This window comes from Tenggerimyces flavus (assembly GCF_016907715.1).
In the GTDB taxonomy this organism is placed as follows: domain Bacteria; phylum Actinomycetota; class Actinomycetes; order Propionibacteriales; family Actinopolymorphaceae; genus Tenggerimyces; species Tenggerimyces flavus.
On record NZ_JAFBCM010000001.1, the window covers coordinates 7,554,934 to 7,579,187 of the forward strand.

Sequence of the window (24,254 nt, forward strand, 5' to 3'; positions counted from 1 at the left end):
TTGCCGAGCTTGTGGATGAAGCGCGTTCCGGCTCCGCGCGGGCGGTCGGGCGGCTGATCTCGCTGGTCGAGGACGCCTCGCCGCTGTTGCGCGAGGTGGCCGCCGCGCTGGCGCCGCACGCCGGGAAGGCCGAGGTCATCGGGCTGACCGGGGCTCCGGGGGTGGGCAAGTCGACCTGTACGGCAGCGCTGGTGTCTGCTTTCCGTTCGGCCGGCCGGCGGGTGGGCGTGCTGGCGGTGGACCCGTCGTCCCCGTTCTCCGGCGGCGCACTGCTCGGCGACCGGGTCCGGATGCAGGACCACGCGACGGACGACGGGGTGTTCATCCGTTCGATGGCCACGCGGGGGCACCTGGGCGGGCTGTCGTGGGCGACACCCCAGGCGTTGCGGGTGCTGGACGCGGCCGGGTGCGACGTGATCCTGGTCGAGACGGTCGGCGTCGGGCAGTCGGAGGTGGAGATCGCCGGCCTCGCCGACACGACCGTCGTCCTGCTCGCGCCGGGCATGGGCGACGCGATCCAGGTGGCGAAGGCGGGCGTGCTCGAGGTCGGCGACCTGTACGTCGTCAACAAGGCCGACCGCGACGGCGCCGAGCTGGTCACCCGCGACCTCCGGCACATGCTCGCGCTTGGTACTCGTTCGGCCGACGGGTGGAAGCCTTTGATCCTGAAGCTGGTGGCGTCGGTGGGTACGGGCGTGCCCGAGCTGGTCTCGGCAATCGCGGCGCACCGCGCCCACCTCTCTTCCAGCGGCGAGCTGGACGCCCGGCGGCGACGCCGGATCCACGACGAGATCGAGATCTTGGCCTTGACTGCTTTGCGGGAACGGTTCGGCCAGCTCCCGGCTGGGCACCAGGTGGATGCTTTGGTCGACCGCGTCCTCGCCGGCAAGCTCGACCCCTACGCCGCTGCTGATGAGCTGGTCACGGAGCTGACCCAGCCGTAGCCGCCGCTGGGTGCGCTCAGCGACCGTGATCATGAACGTGATCATGAAGCTGGACTGGTCGTATACGCCGGGTTTGGCTTCATGATCACGTTCATGATCACGGACGGGGGCTGAGGTTTGGGTGAGGGGCGCCCTGGTCCCATAGGTTCGGACCGGGGTGCCCCCGACCCAGCCACCGCTCCGCTTTGAATGAAGGGCACCTTCATTCAATAGGTTGAGATGAAGGTGCCCTTCATTCGAAGGATCTCGGGTGGCGCCGTCTTGTGCGGCGCATGTTCTTGGCGAAGCGCTCTGGCGTTGGTGCTGTCTTGGCGCGGTCCTCGATGAGCGCTCTCCGGGCGTTGGGTGCTCTCGTGGGCTGTTGCGGCGGTCGAGTGTGGTGGCCGGTCCGGGGCGCGTCAAGGGCGCCTCACTGGGGGGCGCTTCGCGCAGACGGAGAGAGGCGTCGCTTCGCGATCGCTTTGCGACCCTTGACTCGCCCCGGCCCGGCCACCTGCTCTTCACGCGCCGCCCCTGCCCCCGGGAACGGGTGCCCGGGGAGGTTCCTTCTTGCTCGGGTTTGTTGCCGTGCTCGCGTCTCTTGTTGGCCCCCGGCTTCTTGTGGCTCAGATGAAGCCGGGCCTTCCGTCCCCCGTTTTTTTGAATGAAGGGCACCTTCATTCAATAGGTTCGAATGAAGGTGCCCTTCATTCAAACCTCGGGGAGGCTTAGCTTCAGGGGTATGGACGAGCTGCCGCCGGTCATGCTCGAGCAGGGTCGGCTCCGGGCGACGCTCGAGGGGGCGCGGGTGTACGGGCGGGAGCATCCCGATGAGTTCGGCGGGCTGAACTGGATCAACGACGAGCCCGTCCGCGTCGTCTTCTGGGCCACCGACCACCTCGACGACCACCGCCGCGCGCTGGCGGCGGGCCGGGTCGAGCACCCGGAGCGGGTCGTGGTCCGACAATGCCGCTACACCGAGCGGCAGGTGGACGCGTGGCTGGACGAGGTGCATCGGCTGCTGGTCGATCGACCCAGGACACCACGAGTGACCAGCTGGGGTCAGCACCTCGGCGAGGATGGCATCGGCATCCAGGTCACGATCTGGCCGTGGTCGGACGAGGGCGCCGAGTGGGTACGGGACAAGCTCGCGCCGATCCCGATCGAGGTCGCGGCGATGCCTCCCGCCAAGTTCCTCGGGCCCTACTCCGCCGGCCAGCCGTGACGCCATTCGAGCAGAGCGAAGGCCGCGCACAGCAGCGCCACCGCGGCTAGTAGGAAGCGGGCCGGTGACTGCAGCCCGGGGATGAGATTGAAGAGCAGCACGACCGGCACCGAGACGGCGTTCGCGATCGCGCCGAATCGGCAGATGGCGAGGGTCGAGCGACCGCGTACGCCGAGGAGGAGCAGGCCCGCGTAGCCGAAGCAGGCGGCGCCGAGCACGAGGAACAGCGGCCAGAGCTCGCCGGGAGCCAGGCCGAACCACGAGTGCACCGTCCACGGCGTCAGGCACAACAGTACGCCGAGGGCGGCGACCCAGGCGGCGTCGAGCGCCAGCACTCGCCTCGTCGAAGCCCCGTTCACAGAACTAACAAAAGCACAACAGAACGGGCCTGGTCGACACTGCCGGACGGCCGACCAGGCCCAGTCAAAGGAGCACTACAGCCGGGACAAAGCCCGATCGCTCACCACGGGATGCAACCCGAACTGCCGGGCCCGCCTTCAGCGAAGGCCGCCATGCCGGTGTCGTCCGCGTAGTCCAGCGCGTACAGGTCGAGGTCCAGCTCCAGCAGCCGCTCCGCCAGCCGCGCGTGGTGCTCCAGCGTCTCCTGCGGCCAAGGCGCATACCCACTGGTCACCCAGCGCACCGTGAACGACTCGAACAGGATCCCGTCCACGATCTCCGCCAGCTGCGGCAGCAGCCCGAAGCCGCGGTTCGCCAGGATGTAGCCCGTCCCCACGACCTCCCGCAGCGCCGCGATCAGGGTGAGCAGGTGCGGCACGTCCTCGGGGAACGTCAGCTCCACGTTGAGCGCGTCGAGGAACAGCCCCTTGAAGCCCTTCGCCAACGCCGATCGTGCCTGCGACAGCACGTGCTCGACCCAGTCCGGGTGGTCGACGTGTACGAACGCGCCGCCCCAGTCCGGGTTCCGCGACGTCCGCTGCCAGGGCGCGGGCGGTCCCGGGTCCTCCGAAAGCGACAGGTACGCGAGGAGTTCCACCCCGCGACCGCGCAGCGTCGCCAACTCCTCTTCGGAGTATCCGTAAGGCTGCAGCACGACGCGCTTGTACGCGGACAGCCGGTCGAGCTCGCCCGTGCCGTAGTAGAAGACGATCGGCAGCGCTGTCATCCCCGCCAACTCTCCCGGTACCACTCGAAGGTCCGCCGGACGCCCTCCTCCAGCGGTACGGACGGCTCGTACCCGGTGAGCCGCCGCAACTTGCCAAGGTCCGGGCACCGCCGCGCGACCGAGCCGGCCGGCGCGTCCAGCAGCGACAGCGTAGGACTCACGTTCGCGATCCGCAGCACGAGCTTGGCCAGATCCGCGATGTTCGTCTCCGCGGTGTCGTCGCCGATGTGCACGATCTCGCCGATCGCCTCGTCGGACGCCATCAGCCGCAGCATCGCCTCGACCGCGTCGTCGACGTGGCAGAACGCGCGGAACTGGTCGGCACCCCAGACGCGGAACGGCTCCTCGCCGTTCTGTGCACGCAGTGCCATCTCCGGGATCACGTGGTCGGCGCCCATGCGATCCCCGTACACGTTGTGGAAACGCCCCACCACAGCCTTCAGACCCTGAGCCCGAGCACCATGGATGAACGCGGACTCCCCGAGCAGCTTGGAGATCGCGTACGCGAACCGCGGCGACGTGACGTCGGCGATCATCACCGGAACGTCCTCGGCGGTCGGTACGGGAACGATCCCCGCGTCGACACCGCCGGCGTACACCTCGCTCGTCGAGGCGAAGAAGATCCGGTCGCCCTCCTGCGCCCAGTCCAGCAGGTGCAGGGCCGCGAGCGTGTTGACCCGAACGACGCGCGCCGGGTCCTTCTCGACGTTCCGGACACCGACGACCGCGGCCAGCAGGTAGATCTGGTCGAACCCGTGCGGAAGAGACGCCCACGTCGCCGGCGACGTCAGGTCACCGGAGATCACCTCGACCGACTCGTGCGCACGCACCGCGTCGAGGTCGGCGTCCTCCCGCCCGCGGGAGAAGTCGTCGACGATCGTGACCTCATGCCCATCGGCGAGAAGTCGTTTCGCCAGGTGCAGGCCGATGAAGCCCGCACCTCCCAGCAGCAAAGCCTTCATGCCGCGTCCACACCCTTCGGGAGGTAACCGAGACCGGCGTAGCGGACACCAGCTGCCGCGATCGCCTTCTCGTCGAGGATTCGCCAGGAGTCGTAGATGAACAGCGGCCTGTTGTCGGCGAGGATGTCGTCGACGAGCAACGCGCGGTAGTCCGGGTGGTCGTTGATCACGAGGATCGCATCGGTCTCGGCGAACGCTTTCGTCAGCGCGACGGGCTCACCGCCGTACCAGCGGATCGTCTCGTCGGTGACCAGCGGGTCGTGGCCCAGCACGGTGATCCCGGCGTCGGTGAAGACCGGCATCATCGAGGCGATCGGCGTGCCGCGCATGTCGTCGGTCGCCGGCCAGCCCTTGTACGCCCAGCCGAGTACGGACAGCCGCGCGCCCTCGGTCGAGCCGCGCTCGGCCTGGAACAGCTCGACGATCTTCTGCGCGACGTGCACCGGCATGTACTCGTTCAGCTCGCGCGCCTTGCCGACCAGGAACGGCTTCCGCTCGCCGCGGGAGCTGCTCATCATGATGTACGGGTCCTTCGACAGGCAGCCGCCGCCGACGTAGCCCGGCTTGGACAGGTCGGGCCGCGGGTAGTCGACGTTCGTCGCGCGGATGACCTCGAGCGGGTCGAGCCCGTTCTCCTCGGCGATCAGCGCGAGCTCGTTGCCGAACGAGTAGATCAGGTCGGTGTGGCAGTTGTTCGACAGCTTCACCATCTCCGCGGTCTCCAGCGTGGAGACCGGGACGATCTGCTTGGACAGTTGAGAGAACACCTCGATGCCGGCCGCCAGGCTGGCCTCGTCCAGGCCGCCGACGACCTGCGGGAGCTCGACGAGCTCGCGCAGTGCCTGGCCCTGGATCGTGCGCTCGGGCGCCATCACGAGCAGCGCCTTGCCCCACGCGCGCAGCAGCGGCGGGAGAACGACCTCGCGACTGGTGCCGATCGGCACCGTGCTGCGGACGACGACGAGCGTCTCCGGGCCACACCACTCGGCGATGTTGCGCGCCGCCGCGGCGAGGAACGTGAGGTTCGGCTCGTGCGTGGACTCGTCGATCGGCGTCGCGACGCAGATCATCACCGCGTCCAGGCCCTCCCGCGGAAGCTCGGTGCCGATGAACAGGTTCTTGCCGATCAGCTCGGCGAACACCTCGTCCACGCCCGGCTCGAAGATGTGCGGCTTCCCTTGGGACAACGACTCGATCACTGCTGGTTTCACGTCCACGCCGTGGACCACGTGACCCGCGCGAGCGAGTGCGGCGGCCAGGGTCAGGCCGACGTAGCCCATCCCGACTACCCCGATTGTCTTGGGCATCGTCAGATTCCTTTCTTGAATCCCTGGGTCTCGGACGTTCACCGCGCCATCCCCTGGCGCAGCTCAGGCCCGTGATTCTTTTCTGGGTGCCGGTCTCGGACGTTCACCGCGCTCTCCCCCCAGCGCAGCCTGAGGCCGGTGATCCCTTCTGTGGTGGTGCTGTCGTCAATGGTGGCGCCGTCACGGGCACGGCGGACGGATCCGGTCCAGTTCGAGATCCGTCGCATAGCCCGCGAACCGTTCATTCGCGTACTTCTCGCAGGCGTTCTCACGATTCGTCTTGGCGCTGACGTAGTCGACGGCAAGAACGATCTTGCCCGCGTCCCTCAGTGCCCGTGTGTTGTCGAGGTTCTCGCGGCAGTACGACTCGGTGCATGCTTCATCGGTGGCGAGGAAGAACAGCTCTTCCATGCCGATACCGTCGATGGCCTCGGTATAGCCCTTATGGTGACGCAGCTCTGGGGAGTTCTGCGGGAATATCCAGAAATCAGCGTTGTGACTCTTGCTGTACGAGCTCATCCGCATGATCAGGTCGACCATCTTGCGGCCGAGGGTCGAACGCGACTCTCCGGGAACCTCCGAGAGTTCGATCTCCTCGTACGCCAAGGGAGTGTCCAGGTACACCCCGTCGAAACCGGCCTTGCGCGCCTGGTCGAGCCGCGGCCGGATGACGTTGTCCCACCACCACTTGTCCCAGTACTTCACGAAGTACTCCTGCGGCCAGTCGTCCCAGCGGTTGAGGATCAACGAGGGAGCCTCGCGTTGCATCTCGGCGTACTCGTGCCGGAAGTTCTCGATGCTGCCGATCTCGAAGTAGGCAAGGACCTTCTTGCCCGACCCACGAAGCTTGGAGATCTCCGAGCTGGCCCAGTAGTCGGTGTTCGCGTCACGGGCAAGATCGATGACGGCCAGCTGGTGCGGGGCGGCAGCCAACGCGTCCAGCCGGTCGTTCTGGTAACCCTGCAACTGGTAGACCCAGTTGGTGATTCGCGGCTTCACCCTCGGCTTCCTCGGTGGTGTGGGCTCCGGCTTGGGACGTGGCTTACGCGTAGCTGTCGGCTTCGGCTGGGGCTTGGTCGGCTTGGCTGTCGGCGGCCGCGGTGTCTTGGACGCAACCTTGGGTGTCGTCGTCGCGCCCGGCGTACCGGTCGTCGATCCCGGTGCCGTCGAACCGTTCGGTGTGGTGGGGTTTGTGGTGCTACGGCCTGCCGCGTCTGGGTTGTCGTCCCCTCCCCTGGAACAACCCGTAGCGACAAGTCCCAACAGCAGCAGGAAATACAACCCCACCAGGCGTTTCGACACTGCGTGTTTCTCCCGACTCAGCTTGCTTCCGCCAAGGCGGACCAGATCGATGTGACGGTGTCGTCGAGATCGTGCTGTGGCTGCCATCCGAACACGGTAGCGGCGCGGCTGATGTCCGCCCGGATCCAGCTGACGCTGGCCGAACGGGCCGAACCCGTTCCTACTTCCTCGATCTCACCCTTGAACCCGGCGACCTCGGCGAGCCGCTCGACAGCCGTGCGTACGGTGACCGCACGACCGCTCGCGATGTTGAACACCGAGTACGGCAAGGACGAAGCGACCGTGGCGGTCGCCACACCACGAGCGACGTCACGAACGTCGACGAAGTCGCGGTACGCCGTCAGCGGACCGAGCGTGAGGACCGATTCGCCTTGCTCGACTGCATCTTTGAGCTTCGCGGCCGCCCTGCCGAGAACGTTCGCGCTCGACACGCCACCGCCGATCGGGTTGAACACCCGCAGCGTCGCGCCACTCACCCGACCGTCCTGGGTGGCAAGGCTGAGTTGACGCGTCGCCGCCCAGTGACTGAGGCCGTAGTCGCTGACCGGGTTGACCGCGCTGTTCTCGGTGACCGACTCGCCCTCCGGGACGGGTCCGTACTCGCCGGCCGAGCCGAGGCGGACCAGCCGGATGCCGGGTCGAATCCGGGCGCACGCGTCGATCAGCTTCGCGACCACCATCGTGTTGGACTGCAGCAGCTCCGAGCTCGAACCGTCCAACAGCCCTGTGCAGTTGACGATCGCGTCCGGCTGATGCGAGCGCAGCACGGCCTCCAGGCCGTCGACATCGACGGCCTGGAGGTCACAGGTGGCGCGGCCGACCGGCCGGACCGAGGTCACGGTCGGGTCGGCCTCGAGCGCAGTAGCCACGTACCGCCCGATGAACCCCGACGCACCGAACAGCACAACCCTGGTCATACCGCGCGTTCCGTGATCCGCTCTGGTAGCAACATCGGACGCAGGCTCTCGAACTGCGCGTTGGCCTCGTCGTAGTCCTCGGGACGGCCGATGTCGAGCCAGTAGCCGTCGAACTCGTACGAGAGCGGGTTGCGCTGCTGGTCGAGCAGGTCGAGCACGAGCTGGTCGAAGCCCAGCGACATGCCCTCCGGGTACGGGTCGATCGTCTTACGGGACATGCCGTAGACGCCCATGCTGACCCGGTACGGGAGCGAAGGCTTCTCGGTGAACCCCACGACGTGACCGTCGAGGATGTCCAACACACCAAAATCGATCTTCGCCGCACGCCCCGCGGTGGCCACCGTGAGCGGCGCGCCGGAGAGCGCGTGCGTGTGCAGAAGATCGCTGTAGTCGAGGTTCGTCAGCACGTCGCCGTTCATCACGATGAAGTGCTCGGGCAGTCGGTCCCTGAGGTTGAACAGCGGTCCAACGGTCGACAGCGGCTTGTCTTCCTCCGCGTAGTCGATCTCCATCCCCCACCGCGATCCATCACCGACGAACGCCCGAATCAGGTGTCCCAGATGGTTGATCGCAATCGTCGCCGACGTAAAGCCGTAGGTCGACAGCTGCTGAAGCACGATCTCGAGGATCGCGTGGCTGTTACCGATCGGCACGAGCGGCTTCGGCAGCGCTGTCGTGTACGGCATCAGCCGCACTCCCCTGCCGCCCGCAAGTATCACTGCGTGCATTTCATCCCCACCCTCTAGTTGAACTACTTGTGATATCTAGCCTGCCCCAGTCGCTGGCTCATCGCGGCTAGAAAGAGCACGAACAACAGCAACGAGCTCCCTAGGAAAACGGTTGTATCGGCCAACGGAGATGGCCTCCCCGGTGACAACAAGGTGAAGGCGATGTGAAGACCCGCACACGCGGCGAGCGATCCACACAACCACCCGTATCTCGCCATCTCGGCAAGACGAAACCCAAGAAAGAACGTGCCGGCCAGCACGACCCCAGACGCCGTCATGACCACGGCGGCGGGAGTCAACATGTCGGCGGCCCGGAGCGCGAACAGCAGAATCACTGCCAGCAAGGCCGCCACCCCCAAACACACACCCACGTTGCGGGCGAGTAGAACCCAGATCTTACCGACGAACTCTCTCGGGTATCGCACCTTTGCAAGTAATGCTCGGGCTTCCGTTCCGAACTCCTTGGCCCGCCATTCGACCACCCCCATGGCCGTGATCAGCGGCACGAACCCGAGCAGGATCTCGAGATTCGTCAGCATGTAAGGAGCCTGCGAGTGCAGGAAGAAAACCGCCATCAAAGCGGCATAGGACAGCACCGCAGGGAGCTGGACGAATTCTCCACGTAGGCCCGCGCGAATGTTTGGCTCTTTGCCCTCCTTCTTTTTCAAGGTTTGGCAAAGCGCGACCACGAATGCGGCCACGACCGATATCACGACTTCGATGATCGCGATGTACAGCATCGGCCGGCCGACGATGAGATAGCACACGCCGACGATCGCCGCCGGCGTCATCGCGAGCAGCAGCAGGTCCTCGCGCCGGTAGAACATCAACAACCCCGACGCCATCTGGTACATCATCTGGCCCGCGGCGAGCAGCACCAGCTGGTAGCCGGCGCCGGTCGTCACGACCACGATCACGCTCGCGCCGACGCCGATCGGGATGGCGAGGAACGACGAGATCGCCAGCAGCTTCGCCGCCGCGCCGGGGAAGCCGCGGCCAAGCAGCCGGTACGCCATCCACGTCGCACCGCCGGCCCAGACCCAGCCGATCGCGCCGGCGAGGATCAGTCCGAGGGAAAGGGAGCGCGGGCCGACGAACGCCATCGCGGCCGGGAAGACCGCGGCCGGCATCAGGTAGAGCAGGCCGTGTCCGATGTCGCGGATCGCGGCGCGCCACTCGATCGGCGTCCGCACCTTGGTCGCGACGATCGGCTGGGTCGAGCCGACCCGGTACCGCACCTCGTCGGCGAGCGCGAAGACGTCCGGGTAGCCGTACTGGTCGCGGGCGATCTGGTCGGTGATGCCCTCGGACTCGAGGGTCGCGGCGACGTGCAGCCCGTCGACGGCGTGGAGCACCGTGGAGCGCATCTTCTCGGCGAGGTGGTCCACCGGGTCGCCGCTCACACTGTGCGTCGCCATCGCGGCGGCGTCGTCGACCATCGTGGTCATGGCGCGCTGGGCGCCGACGTGCGCCTCCGCGACGGCGGCAGCGTCAAGCTCGGCTTGACGGACTCGCTCGATGGCCGTACGTACCGCCTGGGAACGGGCTTCGACCTCCTGCGCCACCCGTACCTTGGCGTCTTCGGCACCCTGGTGGTCATCGGTCACGGATGCTCTCCCGCGGGCATCATGGCGGCTGTCCGAACGAGCGACTCGCTGGCTTCGGAGTCCGGATCGGTGTCGGTCTCGGGCTCGGTCCGCTGCGCTCCGATCTTCACGGACTCGGTGGAGGCCGGCTCTTCCTCCTCGGTGACGTGCTCGTAGACCGCGCGGTAGGCGTTCAGCGACTGGATCAGGGTGAACCGAGCCATCACACGCTCGTGCGCCTTGGTCGCGAGCTCGTTGCGCATCGCGTCGTCCGCGAGCAGCTTGACGCAGGCGTCCGCGACCGCCTTGAAGTCACGGGGGGCGACGACGAAACCCGTGTCGGCGACGGCCTCAGCGACGCCGCCGACATTGGTTGCCACGACCGAACGTCCGCAGGCCATCGCTTCCACCACGGTGTAAGGGAATCCCTCCGAGATGCTCGTCAAGGCGACGATGCTTCCCGCGTGGTAGGCGTGTACGGGCGTGGACACTCTTCCTTCCAGCACGGCGATTCCGGTGAGGTCGAGCTCCTCGATCAGATCCACGCAGCTCTCGTGGTAGACCTCGTTGCCGTGCGGGGTGGAGCCGAACATCCGCAGCTTCGCCTCGGGAATCTCCTTGTGCACGAGCGCGAACGCGCGGATCAGCGTGTGCAGATCCTTCAACGGGTCGATGCGACCCATGAACACGATCGTCGGCTCGTCAGGCTCGGAGTCCGCCTTGGGGAACTCGTCCGGCGGAACTCCGTTGTACATCGTCCACATGCGCTCAGGATCCGCGCCGTTCTGCAGCTGCCAGCGCCGGTTGTAGCTCGAGTGCGGCGCGAGTGCGTCCGCGACGAGGTAGCCGGCGCCGGCCAGCATGCGGAAGAAACTGAGGATGAGGACCTTCACCCCGTGCGGGGCGTTGTCGTTGACGTAGGAGAGGTACCGCTCGCGGAGGTAGATGCCGTGCTCCGACATCACCACCGGCGTGCCGTACCGCCACTTCGACGCCATCGCGACCAACATCGACAGGCCGTTCATCGACGCGTGCACGATGTCGGCCTCGACCGGCTTGGCGGCGAGCGGGCGCAGCATGTGCTCGATCAGCCAGGCCGCCTCGAGTGCGTCCGCGAGGGAGAGGTGCGTGGTCTGCACCTCGCTCCAGGCGTCCATCATCACGGTCAAGGCGTCGTTCGAGGTCAGCGCGTGGGACAGGTTGCCCCCACCCGCCGCGTAGTCGTACAGACCACGCAGCGCGTGGAGGAAACGGCGGCGGACGACCGACTGGTCCTCGACCGACTGCCGCAGCGGACTGATCAGCGTGGCGAGGAACTCCTCGTACGCATGGGCAAACGCTGGTCCGGGTGACCTCGACCGGCGACCGCCGGTCGGGGTCGGGCCCCAGAGCTCGATGGAGCGAACCCGAACCAAGTTGTCCGGAGACTCCCACACCTGCTCCTCCTCGCCGTCCACCGTGAGAGCGACCATCTCCCACTCGTAGTCGTCGAGGCCTCGGATGAGCTGGTCACACCAAACGCTGACTCCGCCCATCGCAAACGGGTAGGTCCCTTCCGAGACCAGCGCGACTCTCACGGCAGGATGCTGGGAGTGAACGTCACCGGGGTGTTGGCGGCCAGGGTGATCGGCGCGGACTTCTCCGCACCGTAGGTCGTGAACCCGGCCGTCGTCGCTCCGGTCATCGTGACCGATCCAGCCTGCGGGGACGTCACCGTGACCTTGTTCGTGGTCCGGTCGTACACCGCACGCGCACCCGCGGCCAGCGTCTCGAAGTGCACGTTGCGCTTCGACACGTTGTCAGCCAGCTTGGTCCAGCCCGGCGACAGCAGCGGCACCTTGTAGTACGAGGTGTACTTCGCCATCACCTGGTCGGCCCAGTCGCCGAGCAGCGTCTTGTTCTGCGTGCTGCAGAACTTCAGCCCGAGGATGTTGATGCACTTGTAGCTGTAGTCGCGCAGGTTGCCGATGTGGAACGTGTGCGTGTACATCGAGCCGGTCGCGACGTGCTGCATCGCGACGTCGGTCTCGAAGTTCATCAGCTGGGTGTACGTCTGGTTCACCGGGAAGAACGGGAACTTGCCGTTCGGCCCGTAGTACATGTTGTAGAAGTACGTCTCTTCCTCAGGCGTGGTGCTGAAGTACGCGATGTTCGTGGGCCAGTCCGGCACGATCATCAGGCTCGGGTCCATCGGGTGCCGCACGCCGCAGTTGAAGCAGGACGGCTGGTGGCTGACGAAGGACATGTTGCCGTGGAAGTACTTCACGCCCGCGGCCTTGGCAGCCGCGATGAGGTTCGGGTTCGACGCCATCAGGCCGTAGTCGGTCGGCGGGTCGATGTCGTTGTTGGGGTCCGGGTGGAACACTCCGAGTCCGGAGTACTCGCCGGTCTTGAGGATCTGCTTGTCGGTCGGCAGACCGAGCTGAGCACCGCGGGTGAGGTTGTTGTTGATCTCAGCGAGGGTGCTGGCGTAGTCCGAGGCGTTCAGCTTCGGGTGCGTCAACGTGTGGTTGACCCAGCGGAAGTTGTTCCGCAGGCAGCGCGACGTCGAGGTCAGCTGCGCGACGGTCCCGTTCGGGTAGCACGTCGTGTTGGAGCTCGTTGCCGCGTCGCCGGCGTTGTACGCCAGGTCCATCGTGAACGCCGAACCGAGCGGGTACTTCTGCCGCAGCTTCTTCTGCACCTCGTTGGCGTTGTACGCGTCGTGCGCGGTCATCTGGAAACCGGGCTCGGGCTTGTACGTGCCGTTCGGCAGCAGCTCGTCGGAGCTGTTGAACCAGTCGTCGACGTCGGTCATCAGGTAGTGCTTGTACTCGCCGAAGTACATACCGCGAGTCGCCCACCGGAACATGCCGTACACGAGCAGGTTCGTCTGCAGCAGGTACTGGTTGTTGGAGAACGAGAACGCCATGCGCTCGCGGCCGTCGGTCGAGGTGGACGTGACGCCGAGGATGCTGCTGCCGGTCTGGATGATCGACTTGGCGTTGCAACCAGCCTGCAGGGTGTTGCGGTAGACGTACGACTGCAGGATCGGGATCTTCACGCCGTTCTTCAGGTCGCTGAAGGCGGCCTGGCCGGTCGCGGTGAGCGTGGCCTGGAGGGGGGTGTCGCCGACGCCGACCTCGGTGCCCTGCCGCAGGCAGTAGTCCTCGGGGTAGGTGCCGTAGCTCGAGTAGACCGTCGCCTGGCGGACCTTGTAGTCACGCTCGTACGCCCAGAGCACGTTCCACTCGGTGCCGTCGAACGCGCTGGTCCCTGCCGAAGCGTCGAACAGCATCGCGTCGGTCAGCAGGATCGCGTTGTACTTGCCGGTGCCGTCCGCGCCGACGAGCTTGTCCGCGGTGAGCGGCGTGCTCTTCGCGTACAGGACGTCGTACCCGGCGCCGACGCGGTCCAGCGTCGTCTTCCAGGTCGGAAGGTGGATGTCGTTCGCGTCGAAGGCGACGACCAGGGCGCGCAAGGCGACCTTGTCCGTCGCGGCGAGCGTCGCGGCCTTCGGCGTCAGCGAACGAATCTTGATGTTGCGCTGGACGGGCACCGCGGCCTTGTTCTTCGGCTTGGCCATCGGCTTGGCCGGCTTGGCCTTCTGCGGCTTGACGGCAGACTTTGCCGGAAGTTGGTGATCGTGGTCACCCACGCGATCCCGCGCGAGCGGGTTGCCGGTGACTTGTTGGGTTGGGCCAGGGCCAGCGGTCTGGCCGGCCACCGCCGTGGCCCCGACGCCTGCCGTGACGATGGTCACGGTCAGCGCGAGGCGCAGCAGTACACGACGAAGTTGGGCAGGGTGGTTCATGAGATTGGCCCCCCACAGGCGCGATCCGTAATGAAGAAATGTGGCCCCGTACCAATGTAGCTCTGCGGCTACCAGGTAGTCGCAGCCCGACGTTAACAGTCGCCACTGAGAGCCGGAGTCGCTTTTGATCAATCGATGGGAAACATCGTCGTCACAAAGAGCGAACAAGCATCGCCGTGGCACGAACCGGACAATGTCCCCAGCGTCACAAGAGGTACGAAGTGTACGAACTATCTATTTTGTGCCGGGCCGGAAGTTAGCCGGCCGGGCTTGGGCGGGTTTGGGCGGCCAGCGCGACGGCGATCTCGCACGCCTCGAGCATGGCCTGGGCGATACCTCGCGCGTCTTCGAGCGCGTACGGCCGTTCCGTCCCGTCCTGCGTGATGATCACCATGTCGCCGGCGTCGGCCTTGACCAGGCTGACTTCCACCGGACCGCCCCAGCGCGCGGGTATGCGCCAGATGCGTTGAACTTCCGCCATGAGCGGACCCCTCCCCCTCCCCGACCCTTCTGCGCGGAGAGAACGAGCGTAGCCGCGCGCCGCTCCGTACCGGGTCGGATTCGGCTGAACGGGCCGTGTGGGCGCCCATCGGACGCTCTGGAAGGATCTGCTGTCTTGGCAGGGGGCGAGACACGGGATCGGAGCGAGCAGGGTCGATGACAGGCAGCGACGAACGGCACGAGACGTCGGCCGAGAAGGCTCCGGCGGCGGATGCTGCGCAGACCGCCGCTCCGGCTCCGGCTCCGGAGAAGGGGTCCGGCTCCGGTTCTGGCTCTGGTTCTGGCTCTGGGTCGGACGAAGGCGGCGGCCAGGGCGGCGGTCAGGGCGGCGGGCTGCCGTTCGGACGGCCCGGCGCGCGGATCTCCCGTACGTCGCCGTTCTATCTGGGCTTCTTCGGCGCGTTCGGCGTCTTCGTCGCCTGGGGCCTCGCGAACATGCTCGTCAACGCCCGCAGCGTCGTCGTGCTCGTCATCGTCGCGATCTACCTCGCGATCGGCCTCAACCCGCTCGTCGAGTGGCTGATCCGGCGCCGTGTCAAGCGTGGGTTGGCAGTGCTGATCGTGTTCGTTCTGGTGATCGCGGTCTTCGGGCTCGTGGCGGTCGCGATCGTGCCGCTGCTCACCGACCAGATCAACGGCCTGATCACGCAGGCGCCGACCTGGCTGGACGAGTTGCAGCGGAACGAACGGATCCGCGAGCTCGACGAGCAGTACAAGATCATCGAGAAGGTCCAGGAGTACATCACCAACGGCGAGCTGTGGACCCAGGTGTTCGGCGGCATCGTCGGCGTCGGCCGGGTCGTGCTGAGCACGTTGTTCAGCGCGTTCACGCTGCTCGTTCTGACGCTGTACTTCCTGGCGTCACTGCCGCGGACGAAGAGTGCGGTCTACACGCTGGTCCCGCAGTCGCGGCGCGAGCGGGTCACCAAGCTCGGCGACGAGATCGTCGAGCGGATCGGCGCGTACGTCGGCGGGCAGCTGCTCGTCGCGGGACTCGCCGCGGGTTCCTCGTTCCTGTTCACGACGATCGCCGGACTGGGCGAGTACTCCGTCGCGCTGTCGATCGTGGTGGGCGTACTGGGCATGGTGCCGATGATCGGCGGCCTGCTCGGCGCGGCCATCGTCACCGCGATCGGCTTCGTGTCGGACCTGAAGATCGGCATCGCCTGCGTGATCTTCTACCTGATCTACCAGCAGGTGGAGAACTACTTCATCTACCCACGCATCATGCAGCGCTCGGTGAGCGTGCCCGGGACGATCACGATCGTGGCGGCCATGCTGGGCGGCTCGATGCTCGGCATCACCGGCGCCCTCCTGGCCGTCCCCACCGCCGCCGCCCTGCTGCTGATCATCCGCGAGGTCATCATCCCGCGCCAGCAACGCATCTGACGCTGGTCGCTGCCGGGGTTTGGATGAAGGGCACCTTCATCCAATAGGTTCGAATGAAGGTGCCCTTCATCCAATGTCGCGGCCCGAGGGCTGCTCCAGCCGGGGATTCTCGGCGCGACGAGCTCGTGATGCGTCCTTCTCGTCCGCCAGGGTTTTAGCCGGAGCCGCACGCGTCAAGGGCGCCATAGGCGGCGCTTCGCGCGGGATGGCGTCGCTTCGCGATCGCAAGCGACCCCTTGACCCGTACGGCTCCGGCCAAAGGGCGGCGGGGACGAGAACGACGCCGCCCCTGGTCGACGCCCCCACCCCCTCGCGCCGCCAGCTCTCCGCGCCCGCCGTGATCATGTACGTGATCATGAAGCTGGAGCCGTCCTATACGCCGCTCAGCCTTCATGATCACGTTCATGATCACGGGACGGGGCGCTCGAGCGTTTGAATGAAGGGCACCTTCATTCAATAGGTTCGTATGAAGGTGCCCTTCATCCAAAGCCGGACGCCCCGCTGGTGCTGCGGGGCGTCCTCGACAACGGAGCGGTCAGGACTGAGCGAGCCGCGGGTCGGTCGAGCTGAGCTGCTCGCCCGTCTCGTACCAGCCCGTCGGGCGCCGCGACACGGTCGGGAGCACGCGCTCCGCGTCGGTCGGGGCAGCCCAGCGGACGCCGTTGGCCAGCACCTGTCGGATCTCCTTCTGGTGGTACGTGGGGTACTCCTGGTCGCCAGGGCGGAAGTAGAACACCCGGCCGCGACCGCGACGCCACGTCGCGCCCGAGCGGAAAACCTCACCACCGCTGAAAGAACTGATGAAGATCAGCTCGTCCGGCTGCGGCACGTCGAACAGCTCCCCGTACATCTCGTCCTCGGGGATGATCAACGGATGCGGGATGCCCTGCGCGATCGGGTGTCCCGGCGCGACCGTCCAGATCAGCTCCCGGTCGTGCTCCGAACGCCAGTCCAGCGTGCACGTCGTCCCCATCAGCTTGATGAAGATCTTCGAGAAGTGCGCGGAGTGCATGACGATCAGGCCCATGCCGCCGAGGACGGCCTTGTGCACGCGCTCGACGACCTCGTCCGAGACCTCGCCGTGGGCGGCGTGTCCCCACCAGGTCAGGACGTCCGTCGAGTCGATGACCTCCTGCGTCAGCCCGTGCTCGGGGTCGGCGAGCGTCGCCGTACGCACCTCGACGTCGTCGCCGAGGTTCTCCTTGATCCCGGCCGCGACCGCGCCGTGGATGCCCTCGGGGTAGAGCTTCTGCACCGAGGCGTCCCTGGTCTCGTGGACGCCCTCGTTCCACACTGTCACCCGAATCGGGCTCATGCTTTTCTCCCAATGAAATAGAGGCAAAGTCACGGTGCGTCGGTGATCGCGACCTCGCGACCCTCGAGCGCCGACGCGTAGCACGCGTCGATGATGCGGGCGCGCGTGAGCGCGTCGCGACCGACGTGCGAGGACCAGTCCCCCGCGCGGATGATGTCGACGAACTCGCTCACCACGGCGCTGTGGCCGCCGCCGCGCTGGGTCGCGGGCCGCACCTCGGCCGGCACGCCGGCGACGTCGGTGTAGATCCGCAGCGTGTCCTCCGGCGCGTAGTTCTCGACCGCGATCTCGGCGCCGCCGTCGGTGCCGTACAGCGTGACGCCGAAGTCGTCGCCGGGCTTGCGGAACGAGGCCCAGCTCGTCTCGACGAGCAGCGTGCCGCCGCCCTCGAGGCGGATGAACGCGGTCGCGAGATCCTCGACCTCGTACGCCGAACCGACCTGGAGCTTGCTCGACGTCGACCCGCCGAGGCCACGCGGGCCGAGCTCGGCGAACGTCGACGCGGTCACGGTCAGGACCTTCGGCTCGCCCAGCAGGTAGAGCGCCATGTCGAGGATGTGCACGCCGAGGTCGATCAGCGGCCCGCCGCCCGCGAGCTCACGGTTGGTGAACCAGCTGCCAAGGCCCGGGATGCCGTTGCGGCGCAGCCAGCGCGCCTTGGCGTAGTAGACCCGCCCGAGCTGACCGGCGTCGATCTGCTGCTTGAGTACGGCGACGTCGCCACGCTCGCGGTGGTTGAAGATCACCTTGAGAACGCGGCCGGCCTTCACCGCCGCGTTGACGATCTCCTCGGCCTCCGCGCCGGACCGGGCGAGCGGCTTCTCGCACAGCACGTGCCGGCCGCTCTCCAGCGCGGCGATCGAGATCGGCGCGTGCAGCTTGGTGGGGGTCGCGACGCTGACGGCGTCCAGCTCGTCCAGGGCGAGCAGATCCTCGTACCTCTCGAACAGGTGCGGGATGTTGTGTTCCTCGCCCAGCTGCTTGAGCCGGTCGGTCTCGAGGCCGGCGATGCCGACGACCTCGACTCCCGGGAGGGCGAGATATCCGCGGAGCGCGGCCTGGCCGGCGAAGCCGAGACCGATTACACCGACGCGGAGGGGCGTTTGGACGGCAGCATCGGAGGCAGCCGCCAAGTCATCTGATGTCATCAGCATCCAGTCTATGGAGATGTTCCCGCGGCCGCGCGCGAGCGGATCATGACCGGCTCCGGCCAACCCGCGACCATGAGGGCTACTCAGGCAGATTCGTCCGCCTGTGGCATCGGAACATCGGCGAATGCGGCGACTGTTCTGTCAGCGTACGCGCTGGCGTCGGCGTACTCCATCGGACCCGCCCACGTACGTGGCAGCGGTCCCACATCGGGGGTGAGCCGGGCCACGACCTCGTCCAGGGCGCGCTCGGCGTTGCCCACCCAGAGGTGCTTTCCACCGTCGATCGGGAGCACCTCGGCCTGCGGGATCGCTTTGAATCGCTCGATCGCCTCCGGCGGCTTCAGGTAGTCGTCGAACTCGGGGACGAGCGCCACCACCGGCTTGCCGGACTCCGCCCAGACGGCCAGGTCCGCAGGCTGGGAGAAGCGCAGGCTCGGCGACATCAGGATCGCGCCCTGGACGGCGGGGTCGCAGCCGTACTTGAGCACGAGGTCGGTGCCGAACGACCAACCCAGCAACCAGATTCTCGGCAGGTCGTGGAACTCCGCGTACTCGATCGCCGCCGCGACGTCGTGCCGTTCGCCCTTCGCGTTGTCGAACGCGCCCTCGCTCTTGCCCTGCACGCTCTCGGTGCCGCGGGTGTTGAACCGGAGCACCGCGATGCCGGCGAGCGCGGGGAGGCGGTAGGCGGCCTTGCGGAAGACGTGGCTGTCCATCATGCCGCCGTGGGTGGGCAGCGGGTGGACGCAGACCAGCGTGGCGACCGGGTCACGGTCGACGGGTACGGACAGCTCGGCGACCAGCTTCAGGCCGTCGGCGGTCTCCAACGTCAGCGGCGTCCGGGTGGCGGGCAGCACGCTGTTGGCTTTGATGGGGGTGCTCACGGGGCTGATTCTCCTACTTCGGCCGCCTGTGCCCGCGGGCGCGCCAGCAGGCGGTGTGCCAGTGGCGGCGGGCGTCGAGGCCCTCGGGGGCGCCGTACGACGGCGGGTTGGCCGGCCACGTGACCAGGTGCGGCGTGGCGGGCGGGATCAGCTGGTTGCACCCGGGACAGCGGTACGCCTTGGTGGCCGCGCTCCCGGTGACGTTGCGCACGTTCCAGTCGCCGTCGGCCCACTCCTCCACGCGCTGATGTCCCCCGAACAGCGGCCTGGGCTCGGGAGCGCGAGGGGACGAACGCGGACGACGACGGGGCACGTGCTCCATTCTCCCTCTAGGGTGGAGCCATGCCGCGCTACGACTACCGGTGCCGCGCTTGTGGCGACACGTTCGAGGCCACCCGCCCGATGAGCGAGGCGAGCGCGCCCGCGACCTGCCCGGCCGGTCACGACGACACGGTGAAGCTGCTCTCCACCGTCGCCCTGGGCGGCCGCGCCCCCGCCGGTGGTGGCGGCGGAGGCGGCTGTTGCGGCGGCTCCTGCGGCTGCGGCAGCTAGCGCTCGTCCGGCGCGCCCCGGGAGGGGACCAGCCCGGACAGGAACTGGATCACGTTCTCCGAGAACAGCCCCGCCAGCGCGCCCATCACGACGAGCACGGCGATCCGCGGCTGTGCGGACGACTGCTGGTCCAGCGCGATCAGGCCGGCGGTCACCGCGAGCCCGAAGAACGACCCGAGCAGGCCGGCGGCGAACGGCGTCACGAAGTACCAGGGCACCCAGCTGCGCTCGACCCCGCCACGGCCCATCCAGGCCGCGAACTTCTGGATGATCCGGATCACGCTGCCCGCCACCCCGGCCAGTCCGGTCACCACGATCGTCGCCGTGGTCGCGGTCAGGCGAACGCCCGGCAGGATGCCCGGCGCGGGCTCGACCGAGCCGGCGGACAGCGCCTGTTCGGCCAGCGGGTACGCCCACAGGATCCCGACGAACACCGCGAGCGCGGCCATGACCAGCCACAGGATGAGGAAGAACGCGCCGAAAGCCCCGACCCGCTTGCCGGGCTTGGCCGCCGCGACGGGAGCCGGCGGCTCCCCCGGCTCGACCGGGACCGGCACTACCGCCTCGACCGTCTGCACCGGCGCGGCACTCACAGGCGTCGGCTCCTCGCGATCGAGCTGATCGGGCGTCTCGTCCTCCTGCGGCGGCCCGGCTGCCCGGATGATCGGTTGGCCGGCATCTGCCGGAATGGATGTCATCATCGCCTCCCCAGCTCTGACGGCGACACAACCTACTCCTGGTCCTCGGCGTCGAAGAACCGCAATGCTTCGGGAGCCGGAAAGAACAACGACGCGGGTACGTGAGCACGGACCGCGTCGACCACCGCCTGCCCGCCGCGCCAGTCCCGCGCGCGGATCGGGATCGAGTCGCCGGCACCCGACCGAAGCCCGAGCAGTTCGTCGCCGTCGCCCTCCGGACCGGGCTCCGTACTCACCCCGACCACGTCCGCGAACCGGATCGTAACGGTCGGCCCGCCCGCCTTGCCGGCAACGAACGTGACGCCCTCCGCGCCGAGCACCAGGCGGGACCCACGGGCCGGGAACGCGAACGCGCGGCGCCGGAACGCCGTGCCGCGAACCTCGGGCACCGGGCTGTGCGGCAGCTCCGGCAGCGACCTCGCCCGGTGCCCCTCGGCGAGGCCGAGGATCAACGTGGACCGGGCGGCGGTCATGGCCGCGGCTACCTCGGCCGCCTCGACGTCGCCCGCGAGCAGCGACACATGCTCCGCCGAGCCGCTGACCTCGCCGCGGAGCCAGGCCGCCGCCTCGTCGTACGCCGCGTACAGCACGAAGTCGTCCGACCCGACGTCCTCGGCGAAGCCCGCGCGGACGAACGCCAGCTCCTCCGCGTTCGGTCCGTCGGCGCACAGCGCGTCGAGCGCGTACAGCACGGCCGCGGACATCCGGTCGACCTCGCCGTTCTCGACGTCGCTCCCGAGGCCGATCGCGAGCTGGTTCTCCGGGATCGCGGTGGTCGCCGTGCTGAGCTCGTAGACGACACCGAGCTTCTGCCGCAGCAGCTTGGTGAGGCGCCGTTCGAGAACGTGCACACCGGTCGTCAGCGCCACGGACCGTGGCCCGAACATCGCGACGATCACGCCGCCCTCGATCTCCCGCCACCCGGGCGCCGACCAGTCGAGCGGCGTCGGCGGCGCGCGGCGTACGGGCTCGCCGTCGGGCATCGGCAGCCGCAGGCCGTCGGGCAAGGGACCGGTCAGGACGAGCGCCGCGTTCGCGCGGTGGAACCACTGGCGGCACCAGTCGGCGACCTCGGTCGGGTCGGCGCGGCTCGGCGCGATGTGCGGACTCGCGATCAGCCCCGGCCCACGGGCGCCGTACCGCATGCTCAACGGCCAGGCGACGACCGGGTTCGCGCCGCGGTCGCGGTGCCGTTCCTCGACCCGGATCACGCTCCGCTCCACGTCGAGCGGCTCGAGGTCGAGCTCGGCCAGGCTGCGACAGACCTTGGCGAGGTGCTCGGTGACGACCTCCGGAGAGCTGCTGACCTCGAACTCGGTGACGAACGTGCCGACCGAGGCGTTCGCCGCGTACGGGTGCTCGCCCACCTGCCGCATCGTCAGGTGCTCGATGACGTGGCTGATCCCGGTCGTCAGCAGCGTCTCGTCGGCCAGGCCCACCCCGAACAGCAGGCGTGCGGTCAGGCGGCGGCCAGGGGTGTCGACCCAGAACACCGGCACGCCGTCGACGACCGTGCGATGGACCTCCGGGAGGGTCGCCATCCAGCACGGTAACTCCGATTCGGGCGGCTGAGCCGAAGATCGGCCAAACTTGGCTGTGACGCGATCGGTGGTCCGAGGCGTCGTGACTAGTGAGGAGCCACCATCCCGAAAGGCCGGAAGGGCGACCGAGTGAGCGCAGAACCCGATCCTGGGGACTTCGTGGAGTTCGCGTCGGCACGTACGCCTCAGCTGTTCCGGAGCGCGTACCTGCTGACGGGTGACTACCACCTGGCCGAGGACCTGGTGCAGACGACGCTGGGCAAGCTGTACCGCGGCTGGAAGCGGATCCAGCGCGCGGAGAACCCGGTCGCCTACGCCCACACGGTGCTGGCGCGGACGTACATCTCCTACCGCCGGCTTCGCCGTTCGACGGAGGCACCGACACAGGACGTGCCGGAGCAAGTCGCGGTTGACAGCGATCCGGCACTGCGGATGACGTTGCTCGGCGGGCTGGAGCAGCTTTCCGTACGGGACCGTACGGTGCTCGTCCTGCGGTTCTGGGAGGACCGCAGCGTCGAGGACACCGCGCAGATGTTGGGCGTACGACCTGGCGCGGTGCGTTCGCAGACGATGCGCGCGCTCGGCCGGCTGCGGGAGCTCCTCGGAAACGACGTCCACGTTTTCGCGGACCGCTGAGAGGGCAACGAACCATGAAGCTCGAGGAAGAACTCCCGGACGCGATGCGCGACACTGTGAGCGGGGTGCGCCCCGACGTCGCCGCGCTGGTCGCCGGAGGCATCGAACGAGGCCGCCGCGACTCCCGCCGCGCCCGGATCGCCCAGCTGGTCGGGACCGGAGCGGTCGTCGCGCTGGTCGGCGGTCTCGCGATCGCCCTGCCCCTGAGCGGATCGCCGAAGCCGGCCGACCAACAGGTCGCCGGAACGACGCAGGTCGTCACTCCCACGCCGACCACGAAGCCCGCCGCGCCAGCGCCGCGGGTCAAGACCACCTCGCAGGCACTCTTGCAGCAGCTGCTCGACGAGCTCCCGGAAGGCGCCAAGACTGGCACGTACGGCGGGATCACGCATCCCACCTGGATCGACGCCCAGCTCCTCTGGACCACCCCCAAGGGCGACTCGCGAGTGAGCGTGAGCCTCACGTTCGACGGCCGAACCGAGCCCGACAGCGGCTGGGACAAGGACGCCTGCGACCAGAGAAGCCCCGAGGACCAGGACGAGTTCTGCAGCGTCGAGTCCTTCGACGACGGCTCCTGGCTGCTGCTGGAGAAGACGGACTATCCCGACGGCCGGAAGGACCAGCTCTACACCGCGGTGTTCACCCGAGCCGACAATGTCGTGGTCAGCCTGACCGCTTCGGGGACGGAGCAACTGGCCCCACCGCACCACACGATCGCCGAGCTCGCGAAGCTCGTCAGGAGCCCGGTGTGGCAGCCGAAGGTCGACCAGGCCTTCGCGGACGCGGCGGCGAAGCGCTTCGGCGAGCTGCCGACGGATCCGATGCATCCCGAGTCCGGGGACACCCCGAAGTAGAGCGCACGGCAACGCGACCTCGCGACGCGTGGGGGTACGCTCCGGGGGCGTGAGCCACGACCCGGATCGGCCCCCACGCGTTCGTCTGCTCATCGTCGTCGACGACCAGCTGGCGTTGATCAAGCGAGTCCGCGACGGCCACACCTACTACGTGCTCCCCGGCGGCGGCGTCGAGGCCGGCGAGACGTTCGAGGAGGCGGGCCGCCGCGAGGCGATGGAGGAGCTCGGCGTCGAGATCGCCTACGACCGGCTGGCGTACGACGAGTCGTTCGGTGGGCAGCGGTACCTCTACTACTTCGCCCACATCACCGGCGGCGAGTTCGGCACCGGCGAGTGGCCGGACTTCGCCGACCGCGACGAGGAGAAGCGGGCGGCGCACGGCTCGTACGAGGCGGTCTGGATGCCGCTCGCCGAGCTCGACGCGCACGACGTCACGGTTGCCGTACGGCCGCTGCTCGACGGGCGGCCGATCGTTCGTATGGACCGGCTCGACCACGTCGTACTGACCGTGCGCGACATCGAGGCGTCGGCCGCGTTCTACGGCCGGCTCGGGCTCGACCGCGGCACGTTCGCGATGGGGCGGACCAACCTCAGCTTCGGCGGCCAGAAGCTCAACCTGCACCAGGCCGGCACGGAGTTCTCGCCGAAGGCCGCCGTCCCGACACCGGGCTCGATGGACCTGTGCTTCGTTGCCGCGGTGTCGCTGGACGTCGTTCTCGCGCTGCTCGAGCGGGACCGGATCCCTGTGGTGGAAGGGCCGGTCACGAAGGTCGGCGCGCTCGGGAAGATGACGTCGGTGTACGTACGCGACCCGGACGGCAACCTGGTGGAGATCGCGACGTACGACCGCCGGTAGCGTGGCCC

24 protein-coding genes are annotated in these 24,254 nt (G+C 67.9%); 7 read left to right on the top strand and 17 right to left on the bottom strand.

Going from position 1 to position 24,254, the window contains the following annotated elements:
• The first annotated feature begins 11 nt into the window (after window positions 1–11).
• Both meaB and JOD67_RS35160 read left to right on the top strand, forming a co-directional pair.
• Window positions 12–944, top strand: a complete 933-nt coding sequence (meaB, locus tag JOD67_RS35155) for a methylmalonyl Co-A mutase-associated GTPase MeaB (RefSeq protein WP_307782663.1) — start codon at window positions 12–14, stop codon at window positions 942–944.
• Window positions 945–1,665: 721 nt separating this feature from the next.
• Entirely contained in the window at window positions 1,666–2,148 is a 483-nt protein-coding gene (locus JOD67_RS35160) for a hypothetical protein (RefSeq protein WP_205121982.1), read from the top strand.
• On the opposite strand, the gene JOD67_RS35165 is transcribed toward JOD67_RS35160, so the two are convergent.
• The 11 genes from JOD67_RS35165 to JOD67_RS35215 all read right to left on the bottom strand — a co-directional run bounded on the left by JOD67_RS35165 (window position 2,127) and on the right by JOD67_RS35215 (window position 14,350).
• Window positions 2,127–2,507, bottom strand: coding sequence for a hypothetical protein (locus JOD67_RS35165; protein ID WP_205121983.1), 381 nt, complete (start codon window positions 2,505–2,507; stop codon window positions 2,127–2,129). The genes JOD67_RS35160 and JOD67_RS35165 overlap by 22 nt on opposite strands.
• A 101-nt stretch (window positions 2,508–2,608) precedes the next feature.
• On the bottom strand, window positions 2,609–3,274 hold the full coding sequence (locus JOD67_RS35170) for a putative glycoside hydrolase (RefSeq protein WP_205121984.1): 666 nt from the start codon (window positions 3,272–3,274) through the stop codon (window positions 2,609–2,611).
• On the bottom strand, window positions 3,271–4,236 hold the full coding sequence (locus tag JOD67_RS35175) for an NAD-dependent epimerase/dehydratase family protein (RefSeq protein WP_205121985.1): 966 nt from the start codon (window positions 4,234–4,236) through the stop codon (window positions 3,271–3,273). Before JOD67_RS35175 ends, JOD67_RS35170 begins: the two co-directional genes overlap by 4 nt.
• A complete protein-coding gene (locus JOD67_RS35180; RefSeq protein WP_205121986.1) occupies window positions 4,233–5,543 on the bottom strand; it encodes a nucleotide sugar dehydrogenase in 1,311 nt (436 codons plus the stop codon). Before JOD67_RS35180 ends, JOD67_RS35175 begins: the two co-directional genes overlap by 4 nt.
• Window positions 5,544–5,723: 180 nt before the next feature.
• Window positions 5,724–6,542: a glycoside hydrolase family 191 protein gene (locus JOD67_RS35185; RefSeq protein ID WP_205121987.1), complete on the bottom strand. Its 819-nt coding sequence runs from the start codon at window positions 6,540–6,542 to the stop codon at window positions 5,724–5,726.
• 320 nt (window positions 6,543–6,862) lie between these two features.
• A complete protein-coding gene (locus JOD67_RS35190; protein ID WP_205121988.1) occupies window positions 6,863–7,762 on the bottom strand; it encodes an NAD-dependent epimerase/dehydratase family protein in 900 nt (299 codons plus the stop codon).
• A complete protein-coding gene (locus JOD67_RS35195; protein ID WP_275577217.1) occupies window positions 7,759–8,490 on the bottom strand; it encodes a sugar phosphate nucleotidyltransferase in 732 nt (243 codons plus the stop codon). Before JOD67_RS35195 ends, JOD67_RS35190 begins: the two co-directional genes overlap by 4 nt.
• Window positions 8,491–8,513: 23 nt before the next feature.
• The gene (locus JOD67_RS35200; protein WP_205121990.1) at window positions 8,514–9,878 is read right to left on the bottom strand and encodes a hypothetical protein; all 1,365 of its coding nucleotides are present in this window, start codon (window positions 9,876–9,878) and stop codon (window positions 8,514–8,516) included.
• A 215-nt stretch (window positions 9,879–10,093) separates the two neighbouring features.
• Window positions 10,094–11,653, bottom strand: coding sequence for a GT4 family glycosyltransferase PelF (gene pelF, locus JOD67_RS35205; protein WP_205121991.1), 1,560 nt, complete (start codon window positions 11,651–11,653; stop codon window positions 10,094–10,096).
• On the bottom strand, window positions 11,650–13,869 hold the full coding sequence (locus tag JOD67_RS35210; RefSeq protein ID WP_205121992.1) for an Agd3-related carbohydrate deacetylase: 2,220 nt from the start codon (window positions 13,867–13,869) through the stop codon (window positions 11,650–11,652). The genes pelF and JOD67_RS35210 overlap by 4 nt, the downstream gene beginning before the upstream one ends.
• Window positions 13,870–14,125: 256 nt before the next feature.
• Window positions 14,126–14,350: a hypothetical protein gene (locus JOD67_RS35215; protein WP_205121993.1), complete on the bottom strand. Its 225-nt coding sequence runs from the start codon at window positions 14,348–14,350 to the stop codon at window positions 14,126–14,128.
• A 176-nt stretch (window positions 14,351–14,526) separates the two neighbouring features.
• Here JOD67_RS35215 and JOD67_RS35220 point away from each other — a divergent pair, with 176 nt between their 5' ends.
• On the top strand, window positions 14,527–15,759 hold the full coding sequence (locus JOD67_RS35220; protein WP_205121994.1) for an AI-2E family transporter: 1,233 nt from the start codon (window positions 14,527–14,529) through the stop codon (window positions 15,757–15,759).
• A 535-nt stretch (window positions 15,760–16,294) separates the two neighbouring features.
• On the opposite strand, the gene JOD67_RS35225 is transcribed toward JOD67_RS35220, so the two are convergent.
• The 4 genes from JOD67_RS35225 to JOD67_RS35240 all read right to left on the bottom strand — a co-directional run bounded on the left by JOD67_RS35225 (window position 16,295) and on the right by JOD67_RS35240 (window position 19,350).
• The gene (locus JOD67_RS35225; protein WP_205121995.1) at window positions 16,295–17,074 is read right to left on the bottom strand and encodes a ThuA domain-containing protein; all 780 of its coding nucleotides are present in this window, start codon (window positions 17,072–17,074) and stop codon (window positions 16,295–16,297) included.
• A 29-nt stretch (window positions 17,075–17,103) separates the two neighbouring features.
• Entirely contained in the window at window positions 17,104–18,222 is a 1,119-nt protein-coding gene (locus JOD67_RS35230; RefSeq protein WP_205121996.1) for a Gfo/Idh/MocA family protein, read from the bottom strand.
• 86 nt (window positions 18,223–18,308) lie between these two features.
• Window positions 18,309–19,109 carry an alpha/beta hydrolase gene (locus JOD67_RS35235; RefSeq protein ID WP_307782664.1) on the bottom strand — a complete coding sequence of 267 codons (801 nt, stop codon included), beginning with the start codon at window positions 19,107–19,109 and terminating at the stop codon, window positions 18,309–18,311.
• Between the two features lie 13 nt (window positions 19,110–19,122).
• Entirely contained in the window at window positions 19,123–19,350 is a 228-nt protein-coding gene (locus JOD67_RS35240; RefSeq protein ID WP_239554202.1) for an Rv1322 family protein, read from the bottom strand.
• 101 nt (window positions 19,351–19,451) lie between these two features.
• Between JOD67_RS35240 and JOD67_RS35245 the strand changes: the two genes are divergently transcribed.
• Entirely contained in the window at window positions 19,452–19,661 is a 210-nt protein-coding gene (locus JOD67_RS35245; protein WP_205121998.1) for an FmdB family zinc ribbon protein, read from the top strand.
• Here the strand turns inward: JOD67_RS35245 and JOD67_RS35250 are convergent.
• Window positions 19,658–20,359: a hypothetical protein gene (locus JOD67_RS35250; protein ID WP_205121999.1), complete on the bottom strand. Its 702-nt coding sequence runs from the start codon at window positions 20,357–20,359 to the stop codon at window positions 19,658–19,660. The genes JOD67_RS35245 and JOD67_RS35250 overlap by 4 nt on opposite strands.
• A gap of 32 nt (window positions 20,360–20,391) precedes the next feature.
• Complete coding sequence (locus JOD67_RS35255) at window positions 20,392–21,900, bottom strand: peptidase M16 family protein (RefSeq protein ID WP_205122000.1); 1,509 nt, start codon at window positions 21,898–21,900, stop codon at window positions 20,392–20,394.
• Between the two features lie 129 nt (window positions 21,901–22,029).
• Here JOD67_RS35255 and JOD67_RS35260 point away from each other — a divergent pair, with 129 nt between their 5' ends.
• Genes JOD67_RS35260 through JOD67_RS35270 form a run of 3 tightly spaced genes read left to right on the top strand, consistent with a single transcriptional unit; the run spans window position 22,030 to window position 24,246 of the window.
• Window positions 22,030–22,536, top strand: coding sequence for a SigE family RNA polymerase sigma factor (locus tag JOD67_RS35260; RefSeq protein WP_205122001.1), 507 nt, complete (start codon window positions 22,030–22,032; stop codon window positions 22,534–22,536).
• 14 nt (window positions 22,537–22,550) lie between these two features.
• A complete protein-coding gene (locus tag JOD67_RS35265) occupies window positions 22,551–23,390 on the top strand; it encodes a hypothetical protein (RefSeq protein ID WP_205122002.1) in 840 nt (279 codons plus the stop codon).
• 49 nt (window positions 23,391–23,439) lie between these two features.
• A complete protein-coding gene (locus JOD67_RS35270; protein ID WP_205122003.1) occupies window positions 23,440–24,246 on the top strand; it encodes an NUDIX domain-containing protein in 807 nt (268 codons plus the stop codon).
• Window positions 24,247–24,254 lie beyond the last annotated feature (8 nt).

Excerpts from the sequence above, each read along its gene's own strand:
- JOD67_RS35265 (WP_205122002.1), top strand. The coding sequence starts at position 22,551 with ATGAAGCTCGAGGAAGAACTCCCGGACGCGATGCGCGACACTGTGAGC.
- JOD67_RS35220 (WP_205121994.1), top strand. The coding sequence starts at position 14,527 with ATGACAGGCAGCGACGAACGGCACGAGACGTCGGCCGAGAAGGCTCCG.
- JOD67_RS35215 (WP_205121993.1), bottom strand. The coding sequence starts at position 14,350 with ATGGCGGAAGTTCAACGCATCTGGCGCATACCCGCGCGCTGGGGCGGT.
- JOD67_RS35175 (WP_205121985.1), bottom strand. The coding sequence starts at position 4,236 with ATGAAGGCTTTGCTGCTGGGAGGTGCGGGCTTCATCGGCCTGCACCTG.
- JOD67_RS35230 (WP_205121996.1), bottom strand. The coding sequence starts at position 18,222 with ATGACATCAGATGACTTGGCGGCTGCCTCCGATGCTGCCGTCCAAACG.
- JOD67_RS35195 (WP_275577217.1), bottom strand. The coding sequence starts at position 8,490 with ATGCACGCAGTGATACTTGCGGGCGGCAGGGGAGTGCGGCTGATGCCG.
- JOD67_RS35170 (WP_205121984.1), bottom strand. The coding sequence starts at position 3,274 with ATGACAGCGCTGCCGATCGTCTTCTACTACGGCACGGGCGAGCTCGAC.
- JOD67_RS35245 (WP_205121998.1), top strand. The coding sequence starts at position 19,452 with ATGCCGCGCTACGACTACCGGTGCCGCGCTTGTGGCGACACGTTCGAG.
- JOD67_RS35255 (WP_205122000.1), bottom strand. The coding sequence starts at position 21,900 with ATGGCGACCCTCCCGGAGGTCCATCGCACGGTCGTCGACGGCGTGCCG.
- JOD67_RS35225 (WP_205121995.1), bottom strand. The coding sequence starts at position 17,074 with ATGAGCCCGATTCGGGTGACAGTGTGGAACGAGGGCGTCCACGAGACC.
- JOD67_RS35190 (WP_205121988.1), bottom strand. The coding sequence starts at position 7,762 with ATGACCAGGGTTGTGCTGTTCGGTGCGTCGGGGTTCATCGGGCGGTAC.
- JOD67_RS35160 (WP_205121982.1), top strand. The coding sequence starts at position 1,666 with ATGGACGAGCTGCCGCCGGTCATGCTCGAGCAGGGTCGGCTCCGGGCG.
- JOD67_RS35250 (WP_205121999.1), bottom strand. The coding sequence starts at position 20,359 with ATGACATCCATTCCGGCAGATGCCGGCCAACCGATCATCCGGGCAGCC.
- JOD67_RS35210 (WP_205121992.1), bottom strand. The coding sequence starts at position 13,869 with ATGAACCACCCTGCCCAACTTCGTCGTGTACTGCTGCGCCTCGCGCTG.
- JOD67_RS35180 (WP_205121986.1), bottom strand. The coding sequence starts at position 5,543 with ATGCCCAAGACAATCGGGGTAGTCGGGATGGGCTACGTCGGCCTGACC.